This window comes from Pseudomonas sp. LBUM1653, from assembly GCF_059716115.1.
The window spans coordinates 5,548,058-5,567,603 of the sequence record NZ_CP166803.1 but is presented as its reverse complement, the minus strand read 5'-3'; the positions used below and the strand labels follow the sequence as shown (position 1 = coordinate 5,567,603).

General features: G+C 59.9%; 21 protein-coding genes. 15 read left to right on the top strand and 6 right to left on the bottom strand.

What is annotated here, in order from left to right; genetic code table 11:
* Nucleotides 1-23: 23 nt before the first annotated feature.
* The 4 genes from ACA054_RS25030 to ACA054_RS25015 all read right to left on the bottom strand — a co-directional run bounded on the left by ACA054_RS25030 (nucleotide 24) and on the right by ACA054_RS25015 (nucleotide 2,366).
* Entirely contained in the window at nucleotides 24-404 is a 381-nt protein-coding gene (locus tag ACA054_RS25030) for a Rho termination factor N-terminal domain-containing protein (protein WP_497686650.1), read from the bottom strand.
* 27 nt (nucleotides 405-431) lie between these two features.
* On the bottom strand, nucleotides 432-686 hold the full coding sequence (locus ACA054_RS25025) for a hypothetical protein (protein WP_497686649.1): 255 nt from the start codon (nucleotides 684-686) through the stop codon (nucleotides 432-434).
* 54 nt (nucleotides 687-740) lie between these two features.
* A complete protein-coding gene (locus tag ACA054_RS25020) occupies nucleotides 741-1,076 on the bottom strand; it encodes a hypothetical protein (RefSeq protein ID WP_497686648.1) in 336 nt (111 codons plus the stop codon).
* 84 nt (nucleotides 1,077-1,160) lie between these two features.
* Nucleotides 1,161-2,366 (bottom strand): MFS transporter, encoded by a 1,206-nt coding sequence (locus ACA054_RS25015; protein ID WP_497686647.1) that lies wholly within the window; start codon nucleotides 2,364-2,366, stop codon nucleotides 1,161-1,163.
* Between the two features lie 371 nt (nucleotides 2,367-2,737).
* Here ACA054_RS25015 and ACA054_RS25010 point away from each other — a divergent pair, with 371 nt between their 5' ends.
* The 6 genes from ACA054_RS25010 to ACA054_RS24985 all read left to right on the top strand — a co-directional run bounded on the left by ACA054_RS25010 (nucleotide 2,738) and on the right by ACA054_RS24985 (nucleotide 8,591).
* Nucleotides 2,738-3,220: a GNAT family N-acetyltransferase gene (locus ACA054_RS25010; RefSeq protein ID WP_497686646.1), complete on the top strand. Its 483-nt coding sequence runs from the start codon at nucleotides 2,738-2,740 to the stop codon at nucleotides 3,218-3,220.
* A 196-nt stretch (nucleotides 3,221-3,416) separates the two neighbouring features.
* Nucleotides 3,417-4,409, top strand: a complete 993-nt coding sequence (locus tag ACA054_RS25005; protein ID WP_497686645.1) for a 2-dehydro-3-deoxygalactonokinase — start codon at nucleotides 3,417-3,419, stop codon at nucleotides 4,407-4,409.
* 19 nt (nucleotides 4,410-4,428) lie between these two features.
* On the top strand, nucleotides 4,429-5,049 hold the full coding sequence (locus ACA054_RS25000) for a 2-dehydro-3-deoxy-6-phosphogalactonate aldolase (protein ID WP_497686644.1): 621 nt from the start codon (nucleotides 4,429-4,431) through the stop codon (nucleotides 5,047-5,049).
* Between the two features lie 47 nt (nucleotides 5,050-5,096).
* Nucleotides 5,097-6,245 (top strand): galactonate dehydratase, encoded by a 1,149-nt coding sequence (gene dgoD / locus ACA054_RS24995; protein WP_046815968.1) that lies wholly within the window; start codon nucleotides 5,097-5,099, stop codon nucleotides 6,243-6,245.
* Nucleotides 6,246-6,416: 171 nt separating this feature from the next.
* Complete coding sequence (locus tag ACA054_RS24990) at nucleotides 6,417-7,727, top strand: MFS transporter (RefSeq protein ID WP_497686643.1); 1,311 nt, start codon at nucleotides 6,417-6,419, stop codon at nucleotides 7,725-7,727.
* A gap of 60 nt (nucleotides 7,728-7,787) precedes the next feature.
* The gene (locus tag ACA054_RS24985) at nucleotides 7,788-8,591 is read left to right on the top strand and encodes an IclR family transcriptional regulator (RefSeq protein WP_497686642.1); all 804 of its coding nucleotides are present in this window, start codon (nucleotides 7,788-7,790) and stop codon (nucleotides 8,589-8,591) included.
* On the opposite strand, the gene ACA054_RS24980 is transcribed toward ACA054_RS24985, so the two are convergent.
* Nucleotides 8,588-9,640: an NAD(P)-dependent alcohol dehydrogenase gene (locus tag ACA054_RS24980; RefSeq protein ID WP_497686641.1), complete on the bottom strand. Its 1,053-nt coding sequence runs from the start codon at nucleotides 9,638-9,640 to the stop codon at nucleotides 8,588-8,590. The genes ACA054_RS24985 and ACA054_RS24980 overlap by 4 nt on opposite strands.
* 190 nt (nucleotides 9,641-9,830) lie before the next feature.
* Here ACA054_RS24980 and ACA054_RS24975 point away from each other — a divergent pair, with 190 nt between their 5' ends.
* Nucleotides 9,831-10,721: an AraC family transcriptional regulator gene (locus ACA054_RS24975; protein WP_497686640.1), complete on the top strand. Its 891-nt coding sequence runs from the start codon at nucleotides 9,831-9,833 to the stop codon at nucleotides 10,719-10,721.
* Nucleotides 10,722-10,904: 183 nt separating this feature from the next.
* On the opposite strand, the gene ACA054_RS24970 is transcribed toward ACA054_RS24975, so the two are convergent.
* Nucleotides 10,905-12,569 carry an electron transfer flavoprotein-ubiquinone oxidoreductase gene (locus ACA054_RS24970; RefSeq protein ID WP_497686639.1) on the bottom strand — a complete coding sequence of 555 codons (1,665 nt, stop codon included), beginning with the start codon at nucleotides 12,567-12,569 and terminating at the stop codon, nucleotides 10,905-10,907.
* 547 nt (nucleotides 12,570-13,116) lie between these two features.
* On the opposite strand from ACA054_RS24970, the gene ACA054_RS24965 reads away from it, so the two are divergent.
* From ACA054_RS24965 to ACA054_RS24930, 8 genes are all read left to right on the top strand, one after another.
* Nucleotides 13,117-13,866 carry an electron transfer flavoprotein subunit beta/FixA family protein gene (locus ACA054_RS24965; RefSeq protein WP_007945693.1) on the top strand — a complete coding sequence of 250 codons (750 nt, stop codon included), beginning with the start codon at nucleotides 13,117-13,119 and terminating at the stop codon, nucleotides 13,864-13,866.
* A complete protein-coding gene (locus tag ACA054_RS24960) occupies nucleotides 13,867-14,796 on the top strand; it encodes an electron transfer flavoprotein subunit alpha/FixB family protein (RefSeq protein ID WP_497686638.1) in 930 nt (309 codons plus the stop codon).
* Between the two features lie 90 nt (nucleotides 14,797-14,886).
* Nucleotides 14,887-15,723 carry a substrate-binding periplasmic protein gene (locus tag ACA054_RS24955; protein WP_497686637.1) on the top strand — a complete coding sequence of 279 codons (837 nt, stop codon included), beginning with the start codon at nucleotides 14,887-14,889 and terminating at the stop codon, nucleotides 15,721-15,723.
* 9 nt (nucleotides 15,724-15,732) lie between these two features.
* On the top strand, nucleotides 15,733-16,089 hold the full coding sequence (locus tag ACA054_RS24950) for a DUF4398 domain-containing protein (protein WP_008060823.1): 357 nt from the start codon (nucleotides 15,733-15,735) through the stop codon (nucleotides 16,087-16,089).
* The gene (locus tag ACA054_RS24945) at nucleotides 16,086-16,898 is read left to right on the top strand and encodes an OmpA family protein (protein WP_497686636.1); all 813 of its coding nucleotides are present in this window, start codon (nucleotides 16,086-16,088) and stop codon (nucleotides 16,896-16,898) included. Before ACA054_RS24950 ends, ACA054_RS24945 begins: the two co-directional genes overlap by 4 nt.
* 211 nt (nucleotides 16,899-17,109) lie before the next feature.
* On the top strand, nucleotides 17,110-18,549 hold the full coding sequence (locus tag ACA054_RS24940) for an aminotransferase-like domain-containing protein (protein ID WP_432668509.1): 1,440 nt from the start codon (nucleotides 17,110-17,112) through the stop codon (nucleotides 18,547-18,549).
* A 90-nt stretch (nucleotides 18,550-18,639) separates the two neighbouring features.
* On the top strand, nucleotides 18,640-19,095 hold the full coding sequence (locus ACA054_RS24935) for a translation initiation factor 2 (protein WP_497686635.1): 456 nt from the start codon (nucleotides 18,640-18,642) through the stop codon (nucleotides 19,093-19,095).
* Between the two features lie 165 nt (nucleotides 19,096-19,260).
* Entirely contained in the window at nucleotides 19,261-19,515 is a 255-nt protein-coding gene (locus ACA054_RS24930; protein WP_497686634.1) for a YkgJ family cysteine cluster protein, read from the top strand.
* Nucleotides 19,516-19,546: the final 31 nt, after the last annotated feature.

Below are 19,546 nucleotides of genomic sequence, written 5' to 3'. Positions count from 1 at the left end.
GAGGCCCTAAAACTCAACACAGATCAGCCAGCCTTGCGCAACGCCTCGATCAACTCCTGCTTACGCATGCTGGACCGGCCTGGAATGTTCTTCGCCCGGGCCTCTTTCATCAAACTGTCGACCGTCTGCACGTCGCGCGAAGCCTTGCTGTTACGCGACTGACCTTCGCGGCTGGACACCGCACGTCGCGACGATTCCTTGCGATCTTCCGCCTTGGCGCGGGCCGGCTTCTTGCGCCCTGAACCACCGGCACGCTCGCCACCACCGGACTGTTTGTTCACAGTCGCCCAGGCACGCGCTTCGGCTTCGTCCGTGGATACGCCTTTGCGCTCGTAACTGTCTTCAATGTGTTCGGCCTTGCGTTTCTGCTCGGCGGTGTATTTGTCTTTGCTTCCACGAGGCATGGGATTTCCCCTGGCTTCTGGGTGGGTTCAAACATCCAGCTTGCGCGCGGCCTCAACCCCTGCAGCGCTGAGTTTGATCGGCAGGTTCAACGAGTGCTCGCCCGCTTCGTTGCATACCACATGACCATGTTGAATCAGTCCGCGTTCCTGCAGTGTGGCGAGGGTATTGGCCACGACTTTCTCCCCCCGGTAATTGTCCAGCACCTCCTTGCCCAGGCCACTTGGGTGGGCGTGCAGCAGGCGGGTCAGGACTTCTTTTTCCAGGTTTTTATCGACGTTCATGGTTACCTCTTCGTTGCGAATGGATGCATTGCGATGGGTAGGTAGAGCGGCTAATTACTGGCTCCCGCCACCTAAGGAGCCCGAGCCATCGGTGGTGGTCGAGCCGATGCCGGGGCCGGCGTTATCGGGTGTCTTGGTATCGGGCAGGTTCAACCCGCCCTGGCGGCCCGTATCGTTGCCCTGGATCCGCGGATCGGTGCCGGTTGACGGCGGCAAGCTGCTGTCGACGCCCGTGCCATTGCTGTTCATGCCGGGGGCACTCTGGATGGCGGGAGCTTTGGGGCTTTCGACCGGGTTGGTCGGGCCGGTGCCGGAGGCGGTGGTTGCAGCGATGGCGAGCGGGGACAGAAAAACAGCGAGGGCTAGGGCGGTTAACCTGGACGAGATCATGGTGGTGTCTCCATTGATTTAGTGTCCTTACCTGATGTTGGTCCGCCCCCGTTTTGAATTGGTGCCAGATGAACGACGAACGGTTCAGGCCCGTTGCAATGCCTTTGTCGTGGCGACCCGGCGCCAGATCAGGCGTCCCACGGTAATCAGCCAGTTGAGCGAAGCGACCGCCAACACAGTGAGCAACAACGTCGCCATCCCGTGCTCGACGATGATTTTTCCGGCAAGCAGTGGAAAGCCAAACACGCCGATGAAGTACGACAAACTGAACAGAAGCAAGGATTGCGCAGTGGTGCCCCCCGGAGCTTCGTTGGCGGCCAGGCCGTTGATCACCGAATAAGTCAGCCCATAACCGACCCCGAGCATCACTGCTGCAAGCACGTAGCTGAAGCCGTCGTTGACTACGAAGCTGAACATCAGAATCGAGCACGTCATCAACCCCGACAGCAGGCACGATGCACGCAACGGGTCGCGTTTGACCACGATGCCGGCGATCAGCATGCGGCTGCTGATGGCGGCACTCATGAAACCGAGGAAGAACAATGAATAGTCAAGAGAACGAGCTGCGGCGTAGCTGGTCTGAAAACTCGACAGACCACCGAAAACGCAACCGCCGAGGCCGACCATGATGATCGGGAACAGCGCTCTGGACGTCAGCACCTGCGCTGCCGCATGCAAGGAAATTCGCGAAACGGCAGTCGATTGCACGGAGGCTTTTTTCAGGTTTCGATCCAGTCTCCAGAACAGCAACACACCGATCAGGCTAGCCAGCGCAGCGAGGTAGAAAGCCGCCGTCACCGGATAGCCCAGGGCGCTTGCGGCGCGCCCTAGCAACGGTCCACTGCCAATCCCGGTCATCATGCTGCCAGACAGCAATGCAAAGTATTTGGCGCGCTGCGTGGGCGTTACCAAACTCGCAACGATGATCGGCCCGAGGGTGTAGAACACGCCCCAGCCCAAACCCAGCAGCAGCCCAAAAAACAGCAGCAAATTGCCAAAGCCCGGCGTCACCGCGAAGCCCAGGCTGGCTAACACCAGCAGGACGCCGAACAACGCCACCGAACGGGCGGCGCCGAGCAGGTCCGACAGGTGGCCGGAAACAATGACCGCGACAAAGGTACTGAGCATCGCCGCTGAAATTACACTGCCCGCATCGTGCTCGTTGCCCCCGCGCGAGCCGATCAGCAGCGACAGCAGAAAGGTCGATCCGTAGGACAGTGAAAGCAGGTAACTGGCCAGGCAAAACAGACCGAACAACTTGCTGGAGATTGGGGGTGTTGCGGTAGGCATGACACGTTCCTTGACCTGATAGATGCGCAGGTCATCTATCTATCATGCGACGTGTCTATGTTAGGTCTGAGCTTAGCGATGCCAGGGTTAGCGACGACCGGAGTAAAAGCAAAGATGCCTTTGTGGTGGGGTGGGATCTGTGGCGAGGGGATTTATCCCCGTTGGGTTGCGTAGCAACCCCAATAACAGGCGCCGTGGTTTCTCAGATAAAACCGGTCGATCCTTAGAGGGACTGCTGCGCAGTCCAGCGGGGATAAATCCCCTCGCCACAGATAAATCCCCTCGCCACAAGTTCGCTTGCCACAGGTCTGCTCGCCACAGGCCCTGCGGCGACTTAGTATGGCGTTTTCAACTTCTGACAAGGCACGTCCATGACGATCGAAATCCGCCCGGCGACCCCCAGTGACGCGCCGCAAATCCTCGCGTTCATCACTGAACTGGCCGACTACGAACGTGCTCGCCATGAAGTCATCGCCAGCGTCGCCGACATCGAACGCAGCCTGTTCAGTGAAGGGGCGACGGCCCATGGCCTGGTCTGCCTGCGCGATGGCTTGCCCATCGGTTTTGCGGTGTTCTTTTTCAGCTACTCCACGTGGCTGGGCAGCAACTGCCTGTACCTCGAAGACTTGTACATCACGCCTGAACAGCGCGGCGGCGGTGCGGGAAAAACCTTGTTGCGTCACCTGGCGAAGATCGCCTGTGCCAACGACTGTGGGCGCTTCGAATGGAGCGTGCTGGAGTGGAACACCCCGGCCATCGACTTCTACAAATCCCTGGGCGCGCAGCCGCAGGAAGAGTGGGTGCGCTACCGCATGGATGGCAAGGTGTTGAGAGAATTCGCCGAAGGTCATTGATCGGCTCCAAAAGATCGCAGCCTTCGGCAGCTCCTACAGGATCGAGTTAACACGCGGTCGATGTAGGAGCTGCCGAAGGCTGCGATCTTTTTTTGTCTCGTCTCAATATATGGGATTGATATTTATATATTGAGATTTAACGGCGCCAAGGTTTATAGTCCGCTCACTCACTGCCAAAAACAGAACAGGTGAAGCGATGCAGGCGCAATTGATCGCGCTCGACTGGGGGACAACCTCATTACGTGCTTACAATCTTGCCGCGGGCGGCCAGGTGCTCGAACAACGTTCGCTTTCGTCGGGGATCATGCAGTTGCCCAAGGCTGCGCGAGTCATCAACGGCCAAGAATGCGTCGACGGTTTTGAACTGGCTTTTGACGAAGCCTGTGGAGATTGGCTCGACGCACAGCCCCACTTGCCGGTGATCGCCTGCGGCATGGTCGGCAGCGCCCAGGGCTGGTGCGAAGCAGCCTATCGCGACACACCGGCGAACGTCGCCAATCTAGGCACTTCCCTGCAAACCGTACGCAGTCTTCGCGGTGTCGATGTGCACATCGTGCCGGGGGTGATCCAGCGCTCGCGCCTGCCGAACGTGATGCGCGGCGAGGAAACCCAGGTACTCGGCGTACTGCAGAACCTCGCGGTCGAGGCGGGCGCCGATCTGTTGATCGGCCTGCCGGGCAGCCATTCGAAATGGGTGGAAGTGGCCGACGGCTGCATCGTGCATTTCGATACCTTCATGACCGGCGAAGTCTTCGCCGTACTCAGCGAACACAGCATTCTGGGGCGCACCCAGCAGCGCGGAGCGTCATTCGATGGCGATGCATTCGATCGCGGCGTGCAAGTGGCGCTGTCGACGGACGGCGAAATCGGTCCCTTGTCGACCTTGTTCAGCGCCCGCAGCCTCGGCCTGACCGGTGAACTCAGCGCCACGGCGCAGCCGGATTATCTGTCGGGCCTGTTGATTGGCCATGAGCTCTCAGCCCTGGCCAGCGTGCAGCGGCGTCGACGCAACAGCCTGCATCTGCCTTCGATCATCCTGATCGGCAATTCCCAACTGTGCAGCCGCTATAGCCGGGCGCTCGATGCCTGCGGTTTTGCCCGAGTAACGTTGGCCGAGCAGGCCACCGAACGCGGGTTGTGGCAGCTGGCACTGGCTGCCGGCCTGATCGCGTCCAATCCAAATCGTTAAACCTGACTGGAGTCCTGACATGCTCAAACAAGCACTGGCGCAAAACGGGCTGATCGCGATTCTGCGTGGCCTGCGCCCGCAAGAAGCAGCCGCCATCGGCGAAGTCCTGTATGCAGCCGGATTTCGTGTCATCGAAGTGCCGCTCAATTCCCCTGAGCCGTACGAAAGTATCCGCATCCTGCGCAGCACCTTGCCTGCCGATTGCCTGATCGGCGCGGGCACGGTGCTGACGCCGGAGCAGGTTGAACAGGTAAAGGCAGCGGGCGGCCAGGTGATCGTCATGCCCCACAGCGATCCGAAGGTTTTGCGCGCGGCGAAAGCGGCCGGCCTTTATCTGTCGCCCGGTGTCGCCACCCCGACCGAAGCCTTCGCGGCACTGGCCGAAGGCGCTGATGTGTTGAAGATGTTCCCGGCCGAGCAGATGGGCCCGGCGGTCGTCAAAGCCTGGCTCGCGGTGCTGCCGGCGGGAACGATTCTGGCGCCGGTCGGTGGCATCACCCCGGACAACATGCAGGTGTTCATCGACGCCGGCGTCAAAGGCTTCGGCCTCGGGTCCGGGCTGTTCAAACCGGGCATGACCCCGGCGCAAGTGGCGGCCAATGCCAAGGCCTATGTCGCTGCCTGGAAAGCCCTTCGCTAAGACTTTTTTAGGCGCCGAGCGCGCTGCATCTAATAAGAGAGCCAAAGATGAAAATCACCAAACTGACCACCTTCATCGTTCCGCCACGCTGGTGCTTCCTCAAGGTCGAGACCGACGAAGGCGTGACCGGCTGGGGCGAGCCCGTGGTCGAAGGCCGCGCCCACACTGTCGCTGCAGCCGTTGAAGAATTATCCGACTACCTGATCGGCAAAGACCCACGCAACATCGAAGACATCTGGACCGTGCTGTACCGCGGTGGCTTCTACCGTGGCGGCGCGATCCACATGAGCGCCCTGGCCGGTATCGACCAGGCGTTGTGGGACATCAAGGGCAAGGCACTGGGTGTGTCGGTCAGTGACCTGCTCGGTGGTCAGGTGCGGGACAAGATCCGCGTGTATTCGTGGATCGGCGGCGACCGCCCGGCAGACACCGCGCGCGCGGCGAAAGAAGCGGTCAGCCGGGGTTTCACCGCGGTGAAAATGAATGGCACCGAAGAGCTGCAGTTCCTCGATACCTTCGACAAAGTCGACCTTGCCCTGGCCAACGTCGCCGCCGTGCGGGATGCGGTGGGGCCGAACGTCGGTATCGGCGTCGACTTCCATGGCCGGGTACACAAGCCCATGGCCAAGGTGCTGATGAAGGAACTCGATCCGTACAAACTGATGTTCATCGAAGAACCGGTGCTTAGCGAAAACTACGAAGCGCTGAAGGAATTGGCACCGCTGACCAGCACGCCGATTGCCCTGGGCGAGCGGCTGTTCTCGCGCTGGGATTTTAAGCGCGTGCTCAGCGAAGGCTACGTCGACATCATCCAGCCGGATGCTTCCCATGCGGGTGGCATCACCGAAACCCGCAAGATCGCCAACATGGCCGAAGCCTACGACGTGGCGCTGGCGCTGCATTGCCCGCTAGGGCCGATCGCGCTGGCCGCCTGCCTGCAACTGGACGCGGTCTGCTACAACGCGTTCATCCAGGAACAGAGCCTGGGCATCCATTACAACGAGAGCAACGACCTGCTCGACTACGTGAAAGACCCACGGGTATTCGACTACGACAAAGGCTTTGTGAAGATCCCCAACGGTCCGGGCCTGGGTATCGAGATCAACGAGGAATACGTGATCGAACGCGCCGCAGTCGGCCACCGCTGGCGCAACCCGATCTGGCGCCATGCCGACGGCAGTTTTGCCGAGTGGTGAGTTCTCCCTGACCCACCGCAAAACCCCTGTAGGAGCCGGCTTGCTGGCGATAGCGGCACATCATTCAACATTGATGGTGCCTGACACGCCGCCATCGCCAGCAAGCCGGCTCCTACAGGGTTAGCGCCAGTCTTAGAACGACCTCAATAAACATAAAAAGAGGCACTCCCCATGCAACCGCAAACCCTCACCGGGCAGGCGTCGTTGGCGGCGCCCAGCCGCAAGCGTTTTTTCATCATGGTCCTGCTGTTCATCACCGTGGTGATCAACTACCTGGACCGCAGCAACCTGTCGATCGCAGCGCCAGCGCTGACCAGCGACCTGGGCATCGATCCGATCCACGTCGGCCTGATCTTCTCGGCCTTCGGCTGGACCTACGCCGCCATGCAGATTCCCGGCGGCTGGTTGGTGGACCGGGTGCCGCCGCGCATTCTCTATACCGCCGCACTCCTGTTGTGGTCGATTGCCACGGTCATGCTCGGCTTCGCCGGCAGTTTCATCGCCCTGTTCGTGTTGCGCATGGCGGTCGGTGCCTTGGAAGCGCCGGCCTATCCGATCAACAGCCGCGTGGTTACCACCTGGTTCCCGGAGCGTGAGCGCGCCACGGCCATCGGTTTCTATACCTCCGGACAGTTCGTCGGCCTGGCATTCCTGACACCGGTACTGGCCTGGCTCCAGCACGAATTCGGCTGGCACATGGTGTTCGTCGCCACCGGCGCGGTGGGCATTCTCTGGGCGGTGATCTGGTACGCGGTGTATCGCGAGCCACGGGATTTCAAAGGCGCCAACGACGCCGAAATCGACCTGATCCGCGAAGGTGGCGGGCTGGTGGATATCCAGGCTGAACAAGCCAAAGTCAAAGCCAAATTCAGCTGGACCGACCTGGGGATTGTCCTGACCAAGCGCAAGCTCTGGGGCATCTACCTCGGCCAGTTCTGCCTCAACTCGACGCTGTGGTTTTTCCTGACGTGGTTCCCGACCTATCTGGTGAAATACCGCGGCATGGACTTCATCAAGTCCGGCTTGCTGGCGTCGCTGCCGTTTCTCGCGGCGTTCGTCGGCGTGCTGTGTTCCGGGTTCTTCTCGGACTTCCTGATTCGTCGTGGCTACACCGTAGGGTTCGCGCGCAAGTTGCCGATTATCAGTGGTCTGCTGATTTCCACTTCGATCATTGGCGCCAATTTCGTCGAATCGACGCCGCTGGTGATTGCCTTCCTCGCGCTGGCATTTTTCGGCAACGGCCTGGCTTCGATCACCTGGTCGCTGGTGTCGACTCTGGCTCCGGCGCGCTTGCTTGGGCTGACCGGTGGGGTATTCAACTTCATCGGCAACCTGTCGGCCATCGCCACGCCGATCGTCATCGGCTTCCTTGCCAGCGGTGACTCCTTTGCCCCGGCCATCACCTATATCTCGGTTTTGGCGTTGATCGGTGCACTTTCCTACATCTTGCTGGTGGGCAAGGTCGAGCGTATCAAGTTGTAGTCGTGACCTGCGGGCGACCATAATGCCGCCCGTTCACTCGCTCAACGGTAAAGGCTGGATATGCAGGAAGACGCCCCAAAAATCGCCAAGGACGCCGCACCGACCGGCACCCAGACCCTGCTTCGCGGTCTGGGTGTGGTTCAGGCCGTGGCCAGTGGTGCCCGCGATCTCAAGGAAATCGCCCGTTTGATCGGCACCACGCGCAGCACCACCCATCGCCTGGCCAGTTGCCTGGTGGACGAGCGGTATCTGCGGGTGGTGCCGCAGGTCGGTTATCTGTTGGGGCCCAAGCTGATCGAACTGGGGTTTCAGGCGCGCGAAGAATTGCCGCTGGTGACCCTGGCCGGGCCGTATCTGGATGAGTTGTCGGCGTTGACTGGCGACACCATTCACCTGGCCATCCGCGAAGGCGACGAGGTGCTGTACCTGCACAAGAATCCGGGGCGCAACGGTCCGGAAATGCGCTCGCGGGTCGGCCATCGAATGCCGTTGGCGCGCACCGGGATCGGCAAGGCGCTGATGCTCGATGACTCGCCGCAAGAGTGGCAGCGCTTGTACGAAGTCAGCCTGCCGACGGGTGGGAAAAATCTGTTCTGGCCGCAGCACCCCGAGCAATCCTGGGAGCAATTCCAACAGCGCATGATCGAGTACGTGGCCGGCGGTTACGCCTTCGATCTGGAAGACAACGAACCGTCGATCCGCTGTGTGGCGGCGCCGATCCGTGATGCCAGCAAGCGCATCGTTGCCGGCATCAGCATCGCCAGCACCGTGCCGTACATGCCGCTGGAAAAAATGGCCGAGCTGATTCCCCTGATCAAAGGGGTCACGGCCCGGCTTTCGGCAGAACTCGGCGCCAAGGTTTAGAGCTTCAGCGTTGCCATGTCGATGACAAAGCGGTACTTCACGTCACCGGCGATCATGCGCGCATAGGCTTCGTTGATCTGGCGGATGTCGAGCATCTCGATGTCGCAACTGATGTTGTGCTCGGCGCAGAAATCCAGCACTTCCTGGGTTTCGGCGATACCGCCGATCAGCGAGCCGGCCAACACGCGACGGCTCATCACCAGTTTGCCGGCATGCACCGGCGGATCCACCGGCTCGATCAAGCCCACCAGAATGTGCACGCCGTCGAAGCGCAGCGTATCAAGGTAGGGATTGAGGTCGTGCTGCACCGGAATGGTGTCCAGCAGAAAGTCGAAATGTCCGGCAGCAGCCTTCATCTGTTCGACATCGGTGGACACGATGACGTGGTCCGCGCCCTGGCGGCGGGCTTCTTCAGCCTTGCTCGCCGAACGGGTGAACAACGTCACTTCGGCCCCCATCGCTTTGGCGAACTTGATGCCCATGTGGCCAAGACCACCCATGCCGAGAATCCCGACCTTGTCGCCAGCCTTGACGCCGTAATGCTTGAGCGGCGAATAGGTGGTGATACCGGCACACAGGATCGGTGCGGCGGTGGCCAGGTCGAGTTTTTCCGGGATGCGCACGACGAAGTGCTCACTGACCACGATGCTGTCGGAATAGCCGCCCATGGTGTTGCTGCCATCGACCCGGTCCGGGGTGGCGTAGGTCATGGTCGGGCCTTCGAGGCAGTATTGCTCGAGGTTCGACTGGCAGGCTTCACAGCTGCGGCAGGAATCGACCATGCAACCGACGCCAACCAGATCGCCGACCTTGTGCTTGGTGACATTCGCACCGACGGCGGTCACTTTGCCTACGATCTCGTGGCCGGGCATCAGCGGATAAACGGCAATGCCCCACTCGTTGCGGGCCTGGTGGATGTCGGAGTGGCACACGCCGCAGAACAGAATATCGATCGCAACATCGTCGGCCCTTGGGGTGCGGCGTTCGAATTTCACGGGGGCGAGGGGAGTGGTGGCCGACTGGGCGGCGTATCCGATGGCGGTGTACATGGTGAGCCTCGCAAAAGCGTTAACAGGTGAGGCGGCGCATTCTGGGCGCCGGACCCCGTCGCGGCCATGACAATTCCTCCGGGTGTCATGCCTATTCCTCCGGCATCCGGCTTTGATCGAGCGCATTGGCGATCAGACCTGCGATGATGCTTTCATTCCTTTTTCCGTGATTTTTTTGTGAAGAACTCCGATGCTGTTAACCCGTCATCTTGATGCCAATGCCACGTTGGTTTCGCTGATCAAGCCGCTGTCCACTCGCGACGGATTCGTTCCGACCGCGTTGCCGGGTGTGCAGGTTCTGCGCGCCAGTTGCGATGTGGCCCGTGGGCCGCAGATCTACGAGCCGAGCCTGGTGATCATCGCCCAGGGCAGCAAACTGGCGTACCTTGGACCGCGCACCCTTGAATACGGGGCAGGGCACTATCTGATTCAGGCGCTGCCAGTACCCTTCGAGTGTGAAACCTTTGCCGCACCAGACGGGCCGATGCTCGGGGTGTCGGTAGCGATTGACCGGGTAATGCTGGGCGAATTGGTGCTGGCGATGGGCTTGGCGCCCGGGCGGCATATTCCGGCACAAACACCGGAGTCCATGACCTCGGCGGTGCTCGATGACGCCATGCGCGGTTGTGTCGAGCGCTTGTTGCGCTGCCTGCACGATCCGCTGGAATGCCAGATCATGGGGCAAGCGCGTTTGCGCGAGTTGTTGTTCGTCGCTTTGCGCGGTCCGCAAGCGGATGTGTTGCGCGCTCTGGTCGAGCAACAGGGGCAATTCGCGCGGATCGCGGCATCCCTTAGTCATCTGCATGCGCATTACACCGAGCCGCTGAACGTCGAGACTCTGGCCAGTTGCGCGAACATGAGTGCGTCGACGTTTCATGAGCATTTCAAGCGCAGCACATTGTTGTCGCCGGTGCAGTATCTGAAGCGATTGCGTTTGCTCAGGGCTCAGCAGTTGTTGCTGGGAGAGGGGCTGGGCGTGGCGCAGGTGGCGCATCGGGTGGGGTATCAGAGCACGTCGCAGTTCAGTCGGGAGTACAAACGCTACTTCGAGCGCAACCCCGGAGACGAACGCGCCACCTGACTCACCGAGTATCCCCTGTGGGAGCGAGCCTGCTCGCGAAAGCGGTGTGTCAGTCGAAATCAATATCGGATGCTACGCCGCCTTCGCGAGCAGGCTCGCTCCCACAGGGGGCAGTGGTGCTGCAAAGATTGTGGGCAACAAAAAGGCCCCCAAATTGGGAGCCTTGATGTTCAGGCGTTCGGCTTACATGTTCGGGTAAGTCGGGCCGCCGGCACCTTCCGGTGCCACCCAGGTGATGTTCTGTGCAGGGTCCTTGATGTCGCAGGTCTTGCAGTGAACACAGTTCTGGGCGTTGATCTGGAAGCGCTTCTCGCCATCTTCCTTGGTCACCACTTCATACACGCCGGCCGGGCAGTAACGCTGGGCAGGTTCGTCGTACAGCGGCAGGTTCTTGCTGATCGGGATGCTCGCGTCGGCCAGCTTCAGGTGGCACGGCTGCTCTTCTTCGTGGTTGGTCCCGGAGATGAACACCGAGCTCAGTTTGTCGAAGCTGATCTTGCCGTCCGGTTTCGGGTAGTCGATCTTCTTGCAGTCGGCCGCCAGTTTCAGGCAAGCGTAATCCGGCTTGGTGTCATGCAGGGTGAACGGCAGTTTGCCGCCGAAGATGTTCTGGTCCAGCCAGTTGAAACCACCGCCGACGATAGCGCCGAACTTGTGGATCGCCGGACCGAAGTTGCGGCTGGCGAACAGTTCTTCGTGGAGCCAGCTGTTCTTGAACGCATCCACGTAGGTGGTCAGCTCTTCAGTACCATCCTTGTCGGCGAACAGTGCGTCAGCTACGGATTCAGCGGCAAGCATGCCGGACTTCATCGCGGTGTGGCTGCCCTTGATCTTGGCGAAGTTCAGGGTGCCGAGGTCGCAGCCGATCAGCGCGCCGCCCTTGAAGACCATCTTCGGCAGCGAGTTCAGGCCGCCCTTGCAGATGGCGCGGGCGCCGTAGCTGATGCGCTTGCCGCCTTCCAGGTACTGCTTGAGCACCGGGTGATGCTTGAGGCGTTGGAACTCGTCGAACGGCGACAGGTAGGTGTTGCTGTAGGACAGGTCGACGATCAGACCGACGACCACCTGGTTGTTTTCCAGGTGGTAGAGGAACGAGCCACCGGTGTTCTCGGTGCCCATGATGTCCATTGGCCAACCGGCGGTGTGCACCACCAGGCCTGGCTGATGCTTGGCCGGATCGACTTCCCAGATTTCCTTCAGGCCGATGCCGTAGTGCTGCACGTCGGAATCATTGTCGAGGTTGAAGCGCTTGATCAGCTGTTTGCCGATGTGGCCGCGGCAACCTTCGGCGAACAGCGTGTACTTGCCACGCAGTTCCATGCCTGGGGTGTACAGGCCTTCTTTCGGGTTGCCTTCGCGGTCAACGCCCAGATCCCCGGTGATGATCCCGCGAACCACACCGTTTTCGTCGAACAGTGCTTCCTGAGCGGCGAAGCCCGGGTAGATCTCCACGCCCAGGTTCTCGGCCTGCTGGGCCAGCCAGCGGCACAGGTTGCCCAGGGAGATGATGTAGTTGCCTTCGTTGTGCATGGTCTTGGGCACAAAGAAGTCTGGAATTTTTTGCCCGCTTTCGGCGTTTTTCAGCACGAAAATGTCATCGCGAGTGACCGGCGTGTTCAGTGGCGCGCCGAGTTCTTTCCAGTCCGGGAACAATTCGTTCAGGGCGCGGGGTTCGAACACCGCACCGGACAAGATGTGAGCACCGACTTCGGAGCCTTTTTCGACCACGCAGACGCTGATTTCCTTACCGGCTTCGGCGGCCTTCTGCTTCAATCGGCAGGCAGCGGAAAGACCAGCGGGGCCGGCACCGACGATGACCACGTCGAATTCCATGTATTCGCGTTCCACAGGTTATCTCCTACTCAAGGCTCAACAGTTTTTTTTCTAATATGGAGGTTGGGTGTCGCATCCATGAATCCCTGCGCAACGCCGGGAGAGGACAATCGATTAACCACCTTTCTCTTTGGTGGCGCATTATATCTACACCACTCTCAGCGTCCAATACAAACGTTTGTTTGAAATGGCTCCAAGCCAGAGAAATCAAAGTCACCCGGCTTATGAACGGCTATTTTGGCGTATTGACCGGAATAGGTGTTCCGGTCAAGATACGGGCGGTTTTGCGCTCGCCGTAGGCTGACTGTTGGTTTCAAGAGCACCTCTAAAGACAGGGCGATGGCAGTAGAAGGTGATGCGCCGCGCGGCTTTGGCGCGCAGTTTACACGTCGCGATATTGAATGACCCGTTAGTCACTCCTGACGAACGGTCATCAGCATCATGAGCGATGGTCACTTGACACCTTTGCCGGCGTTTTTGGAGGTGCCCTTGCGCCCGATGAGCATTATCCGCCAGGTTCGCCTAGGCGATTTTCTTTTCACCGGAGAGTAACGAGGAATCCATGAAGGTTCTTGTAGCTGTCAAACGCGTTGTGGATTACAACGTCAAGGTCCGCGTCAAGGCGGACAATTCCGGCGTCGATCTTGCCAACGTCAAGATGTCGATGAACCCGTTCTGCGAGATCGCCGTGGAAGAAGCCGTACGCCTGAAAGAGAAAGGTGTTGCGACTGAAATCGTCGTCGTCTCCGTCGGCCCGTCCACCGCTCAAGAGCAACTGCGCACCGCGCTGGCTCTGGGTGCCGACCGCGCCATCCTCGTCGAGTCCGCCGAAGACCTGACTTCCCTGGCCGTTGCCAAACTGTTGAAAGCCGTTGTCGACAAGGAACAGCCTCAGCTGGTGATCCTTGGCAAACAAGCCATCGACAGCGACAACAACCAGACCGGCCAGATGTTGGCTGCACTGAGCGGCTACGGTCAGGGCACGTTTGCTTCGAAAGTCGAAATCAGCGGCGACAGCGTCGCCGTGACTCGCGAAGTCGACGGCGGCGCGCAGACGGTTTCCCTGAAACTGCCGGCCATCGTCACCACCGACCTGCGTTTGAACGAGCCGCGCTACGCGTCTCTGCCAAACATCATGAAAGCCAAGAAGAAGCCTCTCGAAGTGCTGACTCCGGACGCTTTGGGCGTTTCCACCGCCTCCACCAACAAGACCGTGAAAGTCGAAGCGCCAGCTGCACGCAGCGCGGGTATCAAGGTCAAGTCGGTGGCTGAACTGGTCGAGAAACTGAAAAACGAAGCGAAGGTAATCTAAATGACTATCTTGGTTATTGCTGAACACGACAACAAAGTAGTGGCCCCGGCCACGCTGAACACCGTTGCTGCTGCCGCCAAAATCGGTGGTGACATCCACGTTCTGGTTGCAGGCCAGGGTGTTGGCGCCGTGGCTGAAGCCGCTGCGAAAATCGCTGGCGTGACTAAAGTGCTGGTGGCTGACAACGCCGCCTACGCTCACCAACTGCCGGAAAACGTTGCGCCGCTGGTAGCAGAGTTGGGCAAGGGCTACAGCCACATCCTGGCTGCCGCCACTTCCAACGGCAAAAACATCCTGCCGCGCGTTGCCGCTGCACTGGACGTTGACCAGATCTCCGAGATCATCTCGGTAGAAAGCGCTGACACCTTCAAGCGCCCAATCTACGCCGGTAACGCCATCGCTACCGTTCAATCGAACGCTGCGGTCAAAGTGATCACCGTGCGTGCCACCGGTTTCGACCCGGTTGCCGCTGAAGGCGGTTCCGCTTCGGTTGAATCCGTTGCTGCTGCTCACGACGCTGCAATCTCCAGCTTCGTTGGCGAAGAACTGGCCAAGTCCGATCGTCCGGAACTGACCGCTGCCAAGATCGTCGTTTCCGGCGGCCGTGGCATGCAGAACGGCGACAACTTCAAACACCTGTACGCCCTGGCCGACAAGCTGGGCGCTGCCGTCGGTGCTTCCCGCGCCGCGGTCGACGCAGGTTTCGTACCCAACGACATGCAGGTCGGTCAGACCGGCAAGATCGTTGCTCCACAGCTGTACATCGCCGTCGGTATCTCCGGCGCGATTCAGCACCTGGCCGGCATGAAAGACTCTAAAGTGATCGTTGCGATCAACAAGGACGAAGAAGCGCCGATCTTCCAGGTGGCCGATTACGGCCTGGTGGCGGACCTGTTCGAAGCCATCCCTGAGCTGGAGAAGCTGGTCTAATCCGGCTGCTTCACTTATAAAGAGCCCGACCTTTTGGTCGGGCTTTTTTTTGGTTTCGAAATAACCGGGTTTGAACGGGGGTGATTTGCCATGGATCTGCGCCGCGTGTGTGGCTGGTCATTGCTATTGGGGCTGACGGTATTCCCGGCGCTGTCCAATGCCGCCGGCAAGTGCGAACGCCTGGTGGTCACCGGCAGCCCCGATGCGCCACCGTACCTGTGGCAAGACCCGCAAAATCCCAAGCACCTGATCGGCGCCAGTGCCGATTTGTTGCAGCAGGTAGCAGGGCAGTTGGGGATCAAGGTCGAATTGCTCTACGCCGGCAAACGCTCTCAGGCCTTGGACGAAGTGCGCAGCGGGCGCATGGACATGCTGGCCGATGCGCCGCTGACGGTCGCTGAGCTCGAATCCCTGGACTACATTCATCCACCGTTGCTGGAAAACGATTATCTGGTGTGGACCCGCAAGGATTCGTCGCTGGTCTACAACGAAGTCCAGGACCTGCATGGTCATCCCGGCGCGTTGTCGGAAAAGTCTCGATTGACCGCGCAATTCGCCACTTTCGCCGAGCAGCAACTAACCCTTACCCGTACGCCAAACCTGACCCAGGCCTTTCAGAAATTGCTCTTGGGCGAGGTGGAATTTGTCTTGGCAGGGCGCTACTCCGGCATGGCAATGGCACAGACACTGGGTATGGCCAATGACCTGGTGGCCCGCGCGCAACCGGTCGACAAACCGGGACTGTTTCTGGCGATTTCCCACAACTCCTCCTGCAACGATCCGTGGTTGCGCGGACAGTTGGCCAAAAAGATGACAGAATTGCCCGCGTCCGGACTGACGGAGGCCATGCTGTTGCGCAATATCGAGCGCTGGAACGCTCGACTTTCTCAACGGCAGAAGAAACCTGTCAGTACCCCAAAACAGTAGGGATTTTTAGTGAGTATTCGACCTCTTTTCGCTGCCCTGGCCGTTCTGGCTCTGGCGGGTTGTGCAGCCGATCCGGCGCCGAATGAACAAATGCGCCTGACCGCACAGGCCGTCGAGCAAGCCCGTGCCGTGGGTGCCACTGCCGACGAAGTGCCTGAAATGAAACTGGCCGAAGACAAGTACAACCGGGCCAAGGGCAGCATGGCTGACCAGTCTTTCAGAAATGCGCGGATGCGCGCCGAGCAGGCCGAGCTGGACGCGCGCCTGGCCGAAGCCCGGGTCCTGACCCTCAAGAGTGAAGAACAACTGAACGTGCTCAATACCCGCATAGCCCGCCTGCAAAAGCAGTTGGGAGCTGCCCAATGAGCCTCAAATCCAACGTTCTCGGCGCTTTGATCCTGGCAGGTACTGTCAGCCTCGTCGGCTGCGCCGGCCAGCAAGGCGAAGCAGCGCTGCAACAGGCGGGCGCCGACTTCCAGAAGGTCAAGGAAGACTCCAACGTGCTGCGCATCGCCCCCAAGGACGTGATTCGCGCCGGTGAGTCCCTGGCCCGCGCCGACCGTTTGTCCAGCTATTGGGGCAGCGGCTCGGATGTGGTGCATTACGCCTACCTGAGCCAGCGCTACAGCGAAATCGCCAGGCAACACACTAATCAGGTGCTCAACGAAGAGCGCGCAGCCAAACTCGAGCTGGAACGCCAGCGCCTGCAACTGGCCTTGCGCGAATCCAAGTTGCTCAGCGTGCAGCAGCAAGGCAAATGGCTGGAAGAGCAGATCCTTGCACTGGCCACCACCCAGACCGACCGTGGTCTGGTGATGACCCTGGGCGATGTGCTGTTCGACACCGGCGAAGCAGAGCTGAAAAACTCGGCCAACCGCGTGGTGCTGAAGATTGTGCAGTTCCTGCAGCTCAACCCCAAGCGCGTGGTGCGCATCGAAGGCTACGCCGACAGTACCGGGGGCAAGCAGGAAAACCTCAAGCTGTCCCGTGACCGAGCGCAATCGGTGGCGGATGTGCTGATGGACCTGGGCATCGACGATAAACGTATCCGGGTTGAAGGGTATGGCGATGAGTACCCGGTCGACGCGAATGCCTCCGAACGGGGCCGGGCGCAGAACCGTCGGGTGGAAATTGTGTTCTCCGACGAAAAAGGCCAGCTCGGCGCTGCCCGCTAAAGGGTAGCGTCGCTGGAAAGCCCGGCCTGCCAGACAGCGCCGGGTTTTTTTCGCCTGCCAATCAGGTCGCGTTCTGCGAAAAAACAGTACAGTTTTTGCTGACACTGCACTGTTCTGTCGACTATTGTGGCAACTGTCCCAGTACACTTCTAAACTGTTCCGGTATTGTTTCACACAAGAATAAAATGCCCGTGAAATCGAGTGCTGCGTCATGACCAACCTCTTGCTCTACCAACGTATTGCTCAGCAACTGGCCGAAGACATCCGCCGTGGCGTCTATCAACCGGGAGAGCGCGTGCCTTCGGTGCGCAAGATGAGTTCGCAGCTCAACGTCAGCCATGCCACGGTGCTGCAGGCGTATGCCAACCTTGAAGATCAGGGGCTGATCCGTGCGCGGCCGCAGTCCGGTTACTACGTGCACCAGACACCGGCGTTGACTGCGCCGACCCCGGACATCGCCCGGGTCGAACGTCCAGGCCTGGTCACCCGCAGCAGTATCATTCAGCAGGTGTTGGTCGAATCCCGCCGCGAAGGCGTTTTTCCGCTGGGTGCCGCGGTGCCCAGCGTCGATTATTTGCCGGTGCGGGCCCTGCATCAGCAATTGGCCAAAGTCACCCGGTTCCATAGCCCGCGGGCTTTCAGCTACATGTTCAGCCCCGGTTTCGAACCGTTGCGCCGACAGGTGGCGATCCGCATGCGCGATGCCGGCGTGGTGGTCGACCCTTCGGAAGTGGTGATCACCCACGGCTGCGTCGACGCCTTGCAGATGTCTCTGCGGGTGCTGACCCGCCCCGGTGACCTGATAGCGGCCGAGTCACCGACTTACTACGGTTTGCTGCAGCTGGCCGATCTCTTGGGCCTCAAGGTCATCGAAATCCCTAGCGACCCGTCCACCGGCATGAGCCTCGAGGCCCTGCAATTGGCGGCCAACCAGTGGTCGATCAAGGCGCTGGTGCTGACCACTCGCCTGAGCAATCCGTTAGGCGGCACCATGCCTGAAGAGCGGCAGAAGCAGCTGCTGCGCCTGGCGTCGGACTTTGACATCCAGATAGTCGAAGACGATATCTACGGCGAGCTGATGTTTGAGCAGGGCCGCACCAAATCGCTCAAGGCCTATGACCGGCTGGATCGGGTGATCTATTGCTCGAGCTTCTCCAAGACCCTGTCGCCGGGGGTGCGGATCGGCTGGATGATTGCCGGCAAGTACCAGCAGGAGATCCAGCGCTTGCAGACCTTCAGTACCCATTCGGCCTGCAGCGTCACGCAGATGGGCATTGCCGCCTATCTGGAAAACGGTGGTTACGACCGCCATTTGCGTTACATCCGCCAGGAGTACCGCAAGAATCTCAGCGCTTTCCAGCTGGCGGTGCAGCAGTATTTCCCCGAAGGCACGCAGATGACCCGGCCTACCGGCGGTTTCATTTTGTGGGTGAGTCTGCCGGGACGGGTAAACACCCAGGAGCTGCATGTACGAGCGTTGCAGCAGGGCATCAGTATCGCGCCGGGGCTGATTTTCAGTAACACCGAGCAGTTCAATCACTGCATCCGGCTCAATTGCGGGATCCCGTGGAACCGCGAAGCTGAACGTGCGCTGATGACCTTGGGCATGCTTGCCACCCAGCTCTGCCAGGAGATGACCGGCGGCTTTTGACGGGGCGGTTTCTGTCCGTGCTTGTCACGGGGCGCGCAACAGGCGAGCATATGCACCTCTGTCGTTTTCGCCGTTTGCATCGTTGGGTACATGAAGCCGATTTTACCTGTCGTCTGGCTGTTGATCTGCCTGTTAGTGAGTGTTCAGCCGGCGTCCGTGAAGGCCGAATCCGTGCAGGAAAAACCCACCGCCAGCGATGCCAAGGCAACCCCGAAAAAAACCGCACCGGTCAAAAAGCCAGCCGCGGTAAAAAAGCGCCCACCGATTGGCTCCAAGTCAAAACCGGCCAGCGAGGTGGTGAAAACCCCAGTACCTTCAGCCGACCTGGATTTGAGTCTGCCCAAGGACATGGTTGAAGAGCTGAAACCGGTCGGTACCGTTCCATTGCCCAAGCGCGAACCGGTTTTGCCGCAAATGTTCGGTGACAAAAACAGCCAGTTCCAGCTCAACGGCAGGCTGATCAACAACGAAATGCAGTTGCAAATGCGTAACGAAGAGCGCCGTGAAGTCGAGGGCGCTGCACTGGAATTCGAGTTCAAGCGGTAAATTCCGCCTTTAGCTGACCTGCCAGCCAGACGCTTTGTCGGAGACTGGCCGGTCACGCCCGTTTGCAGGTAAATACCCAGGCAAGGGTAATTTAAAACAACTGTTTTAGCGGTTACTCTGTGCCCCGTCCTTTAACACATTGCTCGTCGCGAGGAGCTTTTCGTCATGAAATGCCGTGAGGGCTGTGGCGCCTGCTGCATTGCCCCTTCCATCAGTTCACCGATTCCCGGTATGCCCCATGGCAAAGCCGCCGGGGAACGTTGCCTGCAACTGTCTGCCGAAAACCTGTGCAACATTTTCGGTAAACCCGAGCGCCCGGCGGTGTGTTCGGCGTTCGAGGCTGACGTCGAGGTGTGTGGCGACAGCAGCGAAGAGGCTATCCGGTTGATTGGATGGTGGGAGCAAATGACAGCCGCGTGATGTGTGGGCTCGCCCAACGAACGGAACTTCA

What these genes read in the sequence shown, in the direction of transcription:
- ACA054_RS25030 (WP_497686650.1), bottom strand. Translation starts at nt 404, where the DNA reads ATGCCTCGTGGAAGCAAAGACAAATACACCGCCGAGCAGAAACGCAAG.
- ACA054_RS25025 (WP_497686649.1), bottom strand. Translation starts at nt 686, where the DNA reads ATGAACGTCGATAAAAACCTGGAAAAAGAAGTCCTGACCCGCCTGCTG.
- ACA054_RS25020 (WP_497686648.1), bottom strand. Translation starts at nt 1,076, where the DNA reads ATGATCTCGTCCAGGTTAACCGCCCTAGCCCTCGCTGTTTTTCTGTCC.
- ACA054_RS25015 (WP_497686647.1), bottom strand. Translation starts at nt 2,366, where the DNA reads ATGCCTACCGCAACACCCCCAATCTCCAGCAAGTTGTTCGGTCTGTTT.
- ACA054_RS25010 (WP_497686646.1), top strand. Translation starts at nt 2,738, where the DNA reads ATGACGATCGAAATCCGCCCGGCGACCCCCAGTGACGCGCCGCAAATC.
- ACA054_RS25005 (WP_497686645.1), top strand. Translation starts at nt 3,417, where the DNA reads ATGCAGGCGCAATTGATCGCGCTCGACTGGGGGACAACCTCATTACGT.
- ACA054_RS25000 (WP_497686644.1), top strand. Translation starts at nt 4,429, where the DNA reads ATGCTCAAACAAGCACTGGCGCAAAACGGGCTGATCGCGATTCTGCGT.
- dgoD (WP_046815968.1), top strand. Translation starts at nt 5,097, where the DNA reads ATGAAAATCACCAAACTGACCACCTTCATCGTTCCGCCACGCTGGTGC.
- ACA054_RS24990 (WP_497686643.1), top strand. Translation starts at nt 6,417, where the DNA reads ATGCAACCGCAAACCCTCACCGGGCAGGCGTCGTTGGCGGCGCCCAGC.
- ACA054_RS24985 (WP_497686642.1), top strand. Translation starts at nt 7,788, where the DNA reads ATGCAGGAAGACGCCCCAAAAATCGCCAAGGACGCCGCACCGACCGGC.
- ACA054_RS24980 (WP_497686641.1), bottom strand. Translation starts at nt 9,640, where the DNA reads ATGTACACCGCCATCGGATACGCCGCCCAGTCGGCCACCACTCCCCTC.
- ACA054_RS24975 (WP_497686640.1), top strand. Translation starts at nt 9,831, where the DNA reads ATGCTGTTAACCCGTCATCTTGATGCCAATGCCACGTTGGTTTCGCTG.
- ACA054_RS24965 (WP_007945693.1), top strand. Translation starts at nt 13,117, where the DNA reads ATGAAGGTTCTTGTAGCTGTCAAACGCGTTGTGGATTACAACGTCAAG.
- ACA054_RS24960 (WP_497686638.1), top strand. Translation starts at nt 13,867, where the DNA reads ATGACTATCTTGGTTATTGCTGAACACGACAACAAAGTAGTGGCCCCG.
- ACA054_RS24955 (WP_497686637.1), top strand. Translation starts at nt 14,887, where the DNA reads ATGGATCTGCGCCGCGTGTGTGGCTGGTCATTGCTATTGGGGCTGACG.
- ACA054_RS24945 (WP_497686636.1), top strand. Translation starts at nt 16,086, where the DNA reads ATGAGCCTCAAATCCAACGTTCTCGGCGCTTTGATCCTGGCAGGTACT.
- ACA054_RS24940 (WP_432668509.1), top strand. Translation starts at nt 17,110, where the DNA reads ATGACCAACCTCTTGCTCTACCAACGTATTGCTCAGCAACTGGCCGAA.
- ACA054_RS24935 (WP_497686635.1), top strand. Translation starts at nt 18,640, where the DNA reads ATGAAGCCGATTTTACCTGTCGTCTGGCTGTTGATCTGCCTGTTAGTG.
- ACA054_RS24930 (WP_497686634.1), top strand. Translation starts at nt 19,261, where the DNA reads ATGAAATGCCGTGAGGGCTGTGGCGCCTGCTGCATTGCCCCTTCCATC.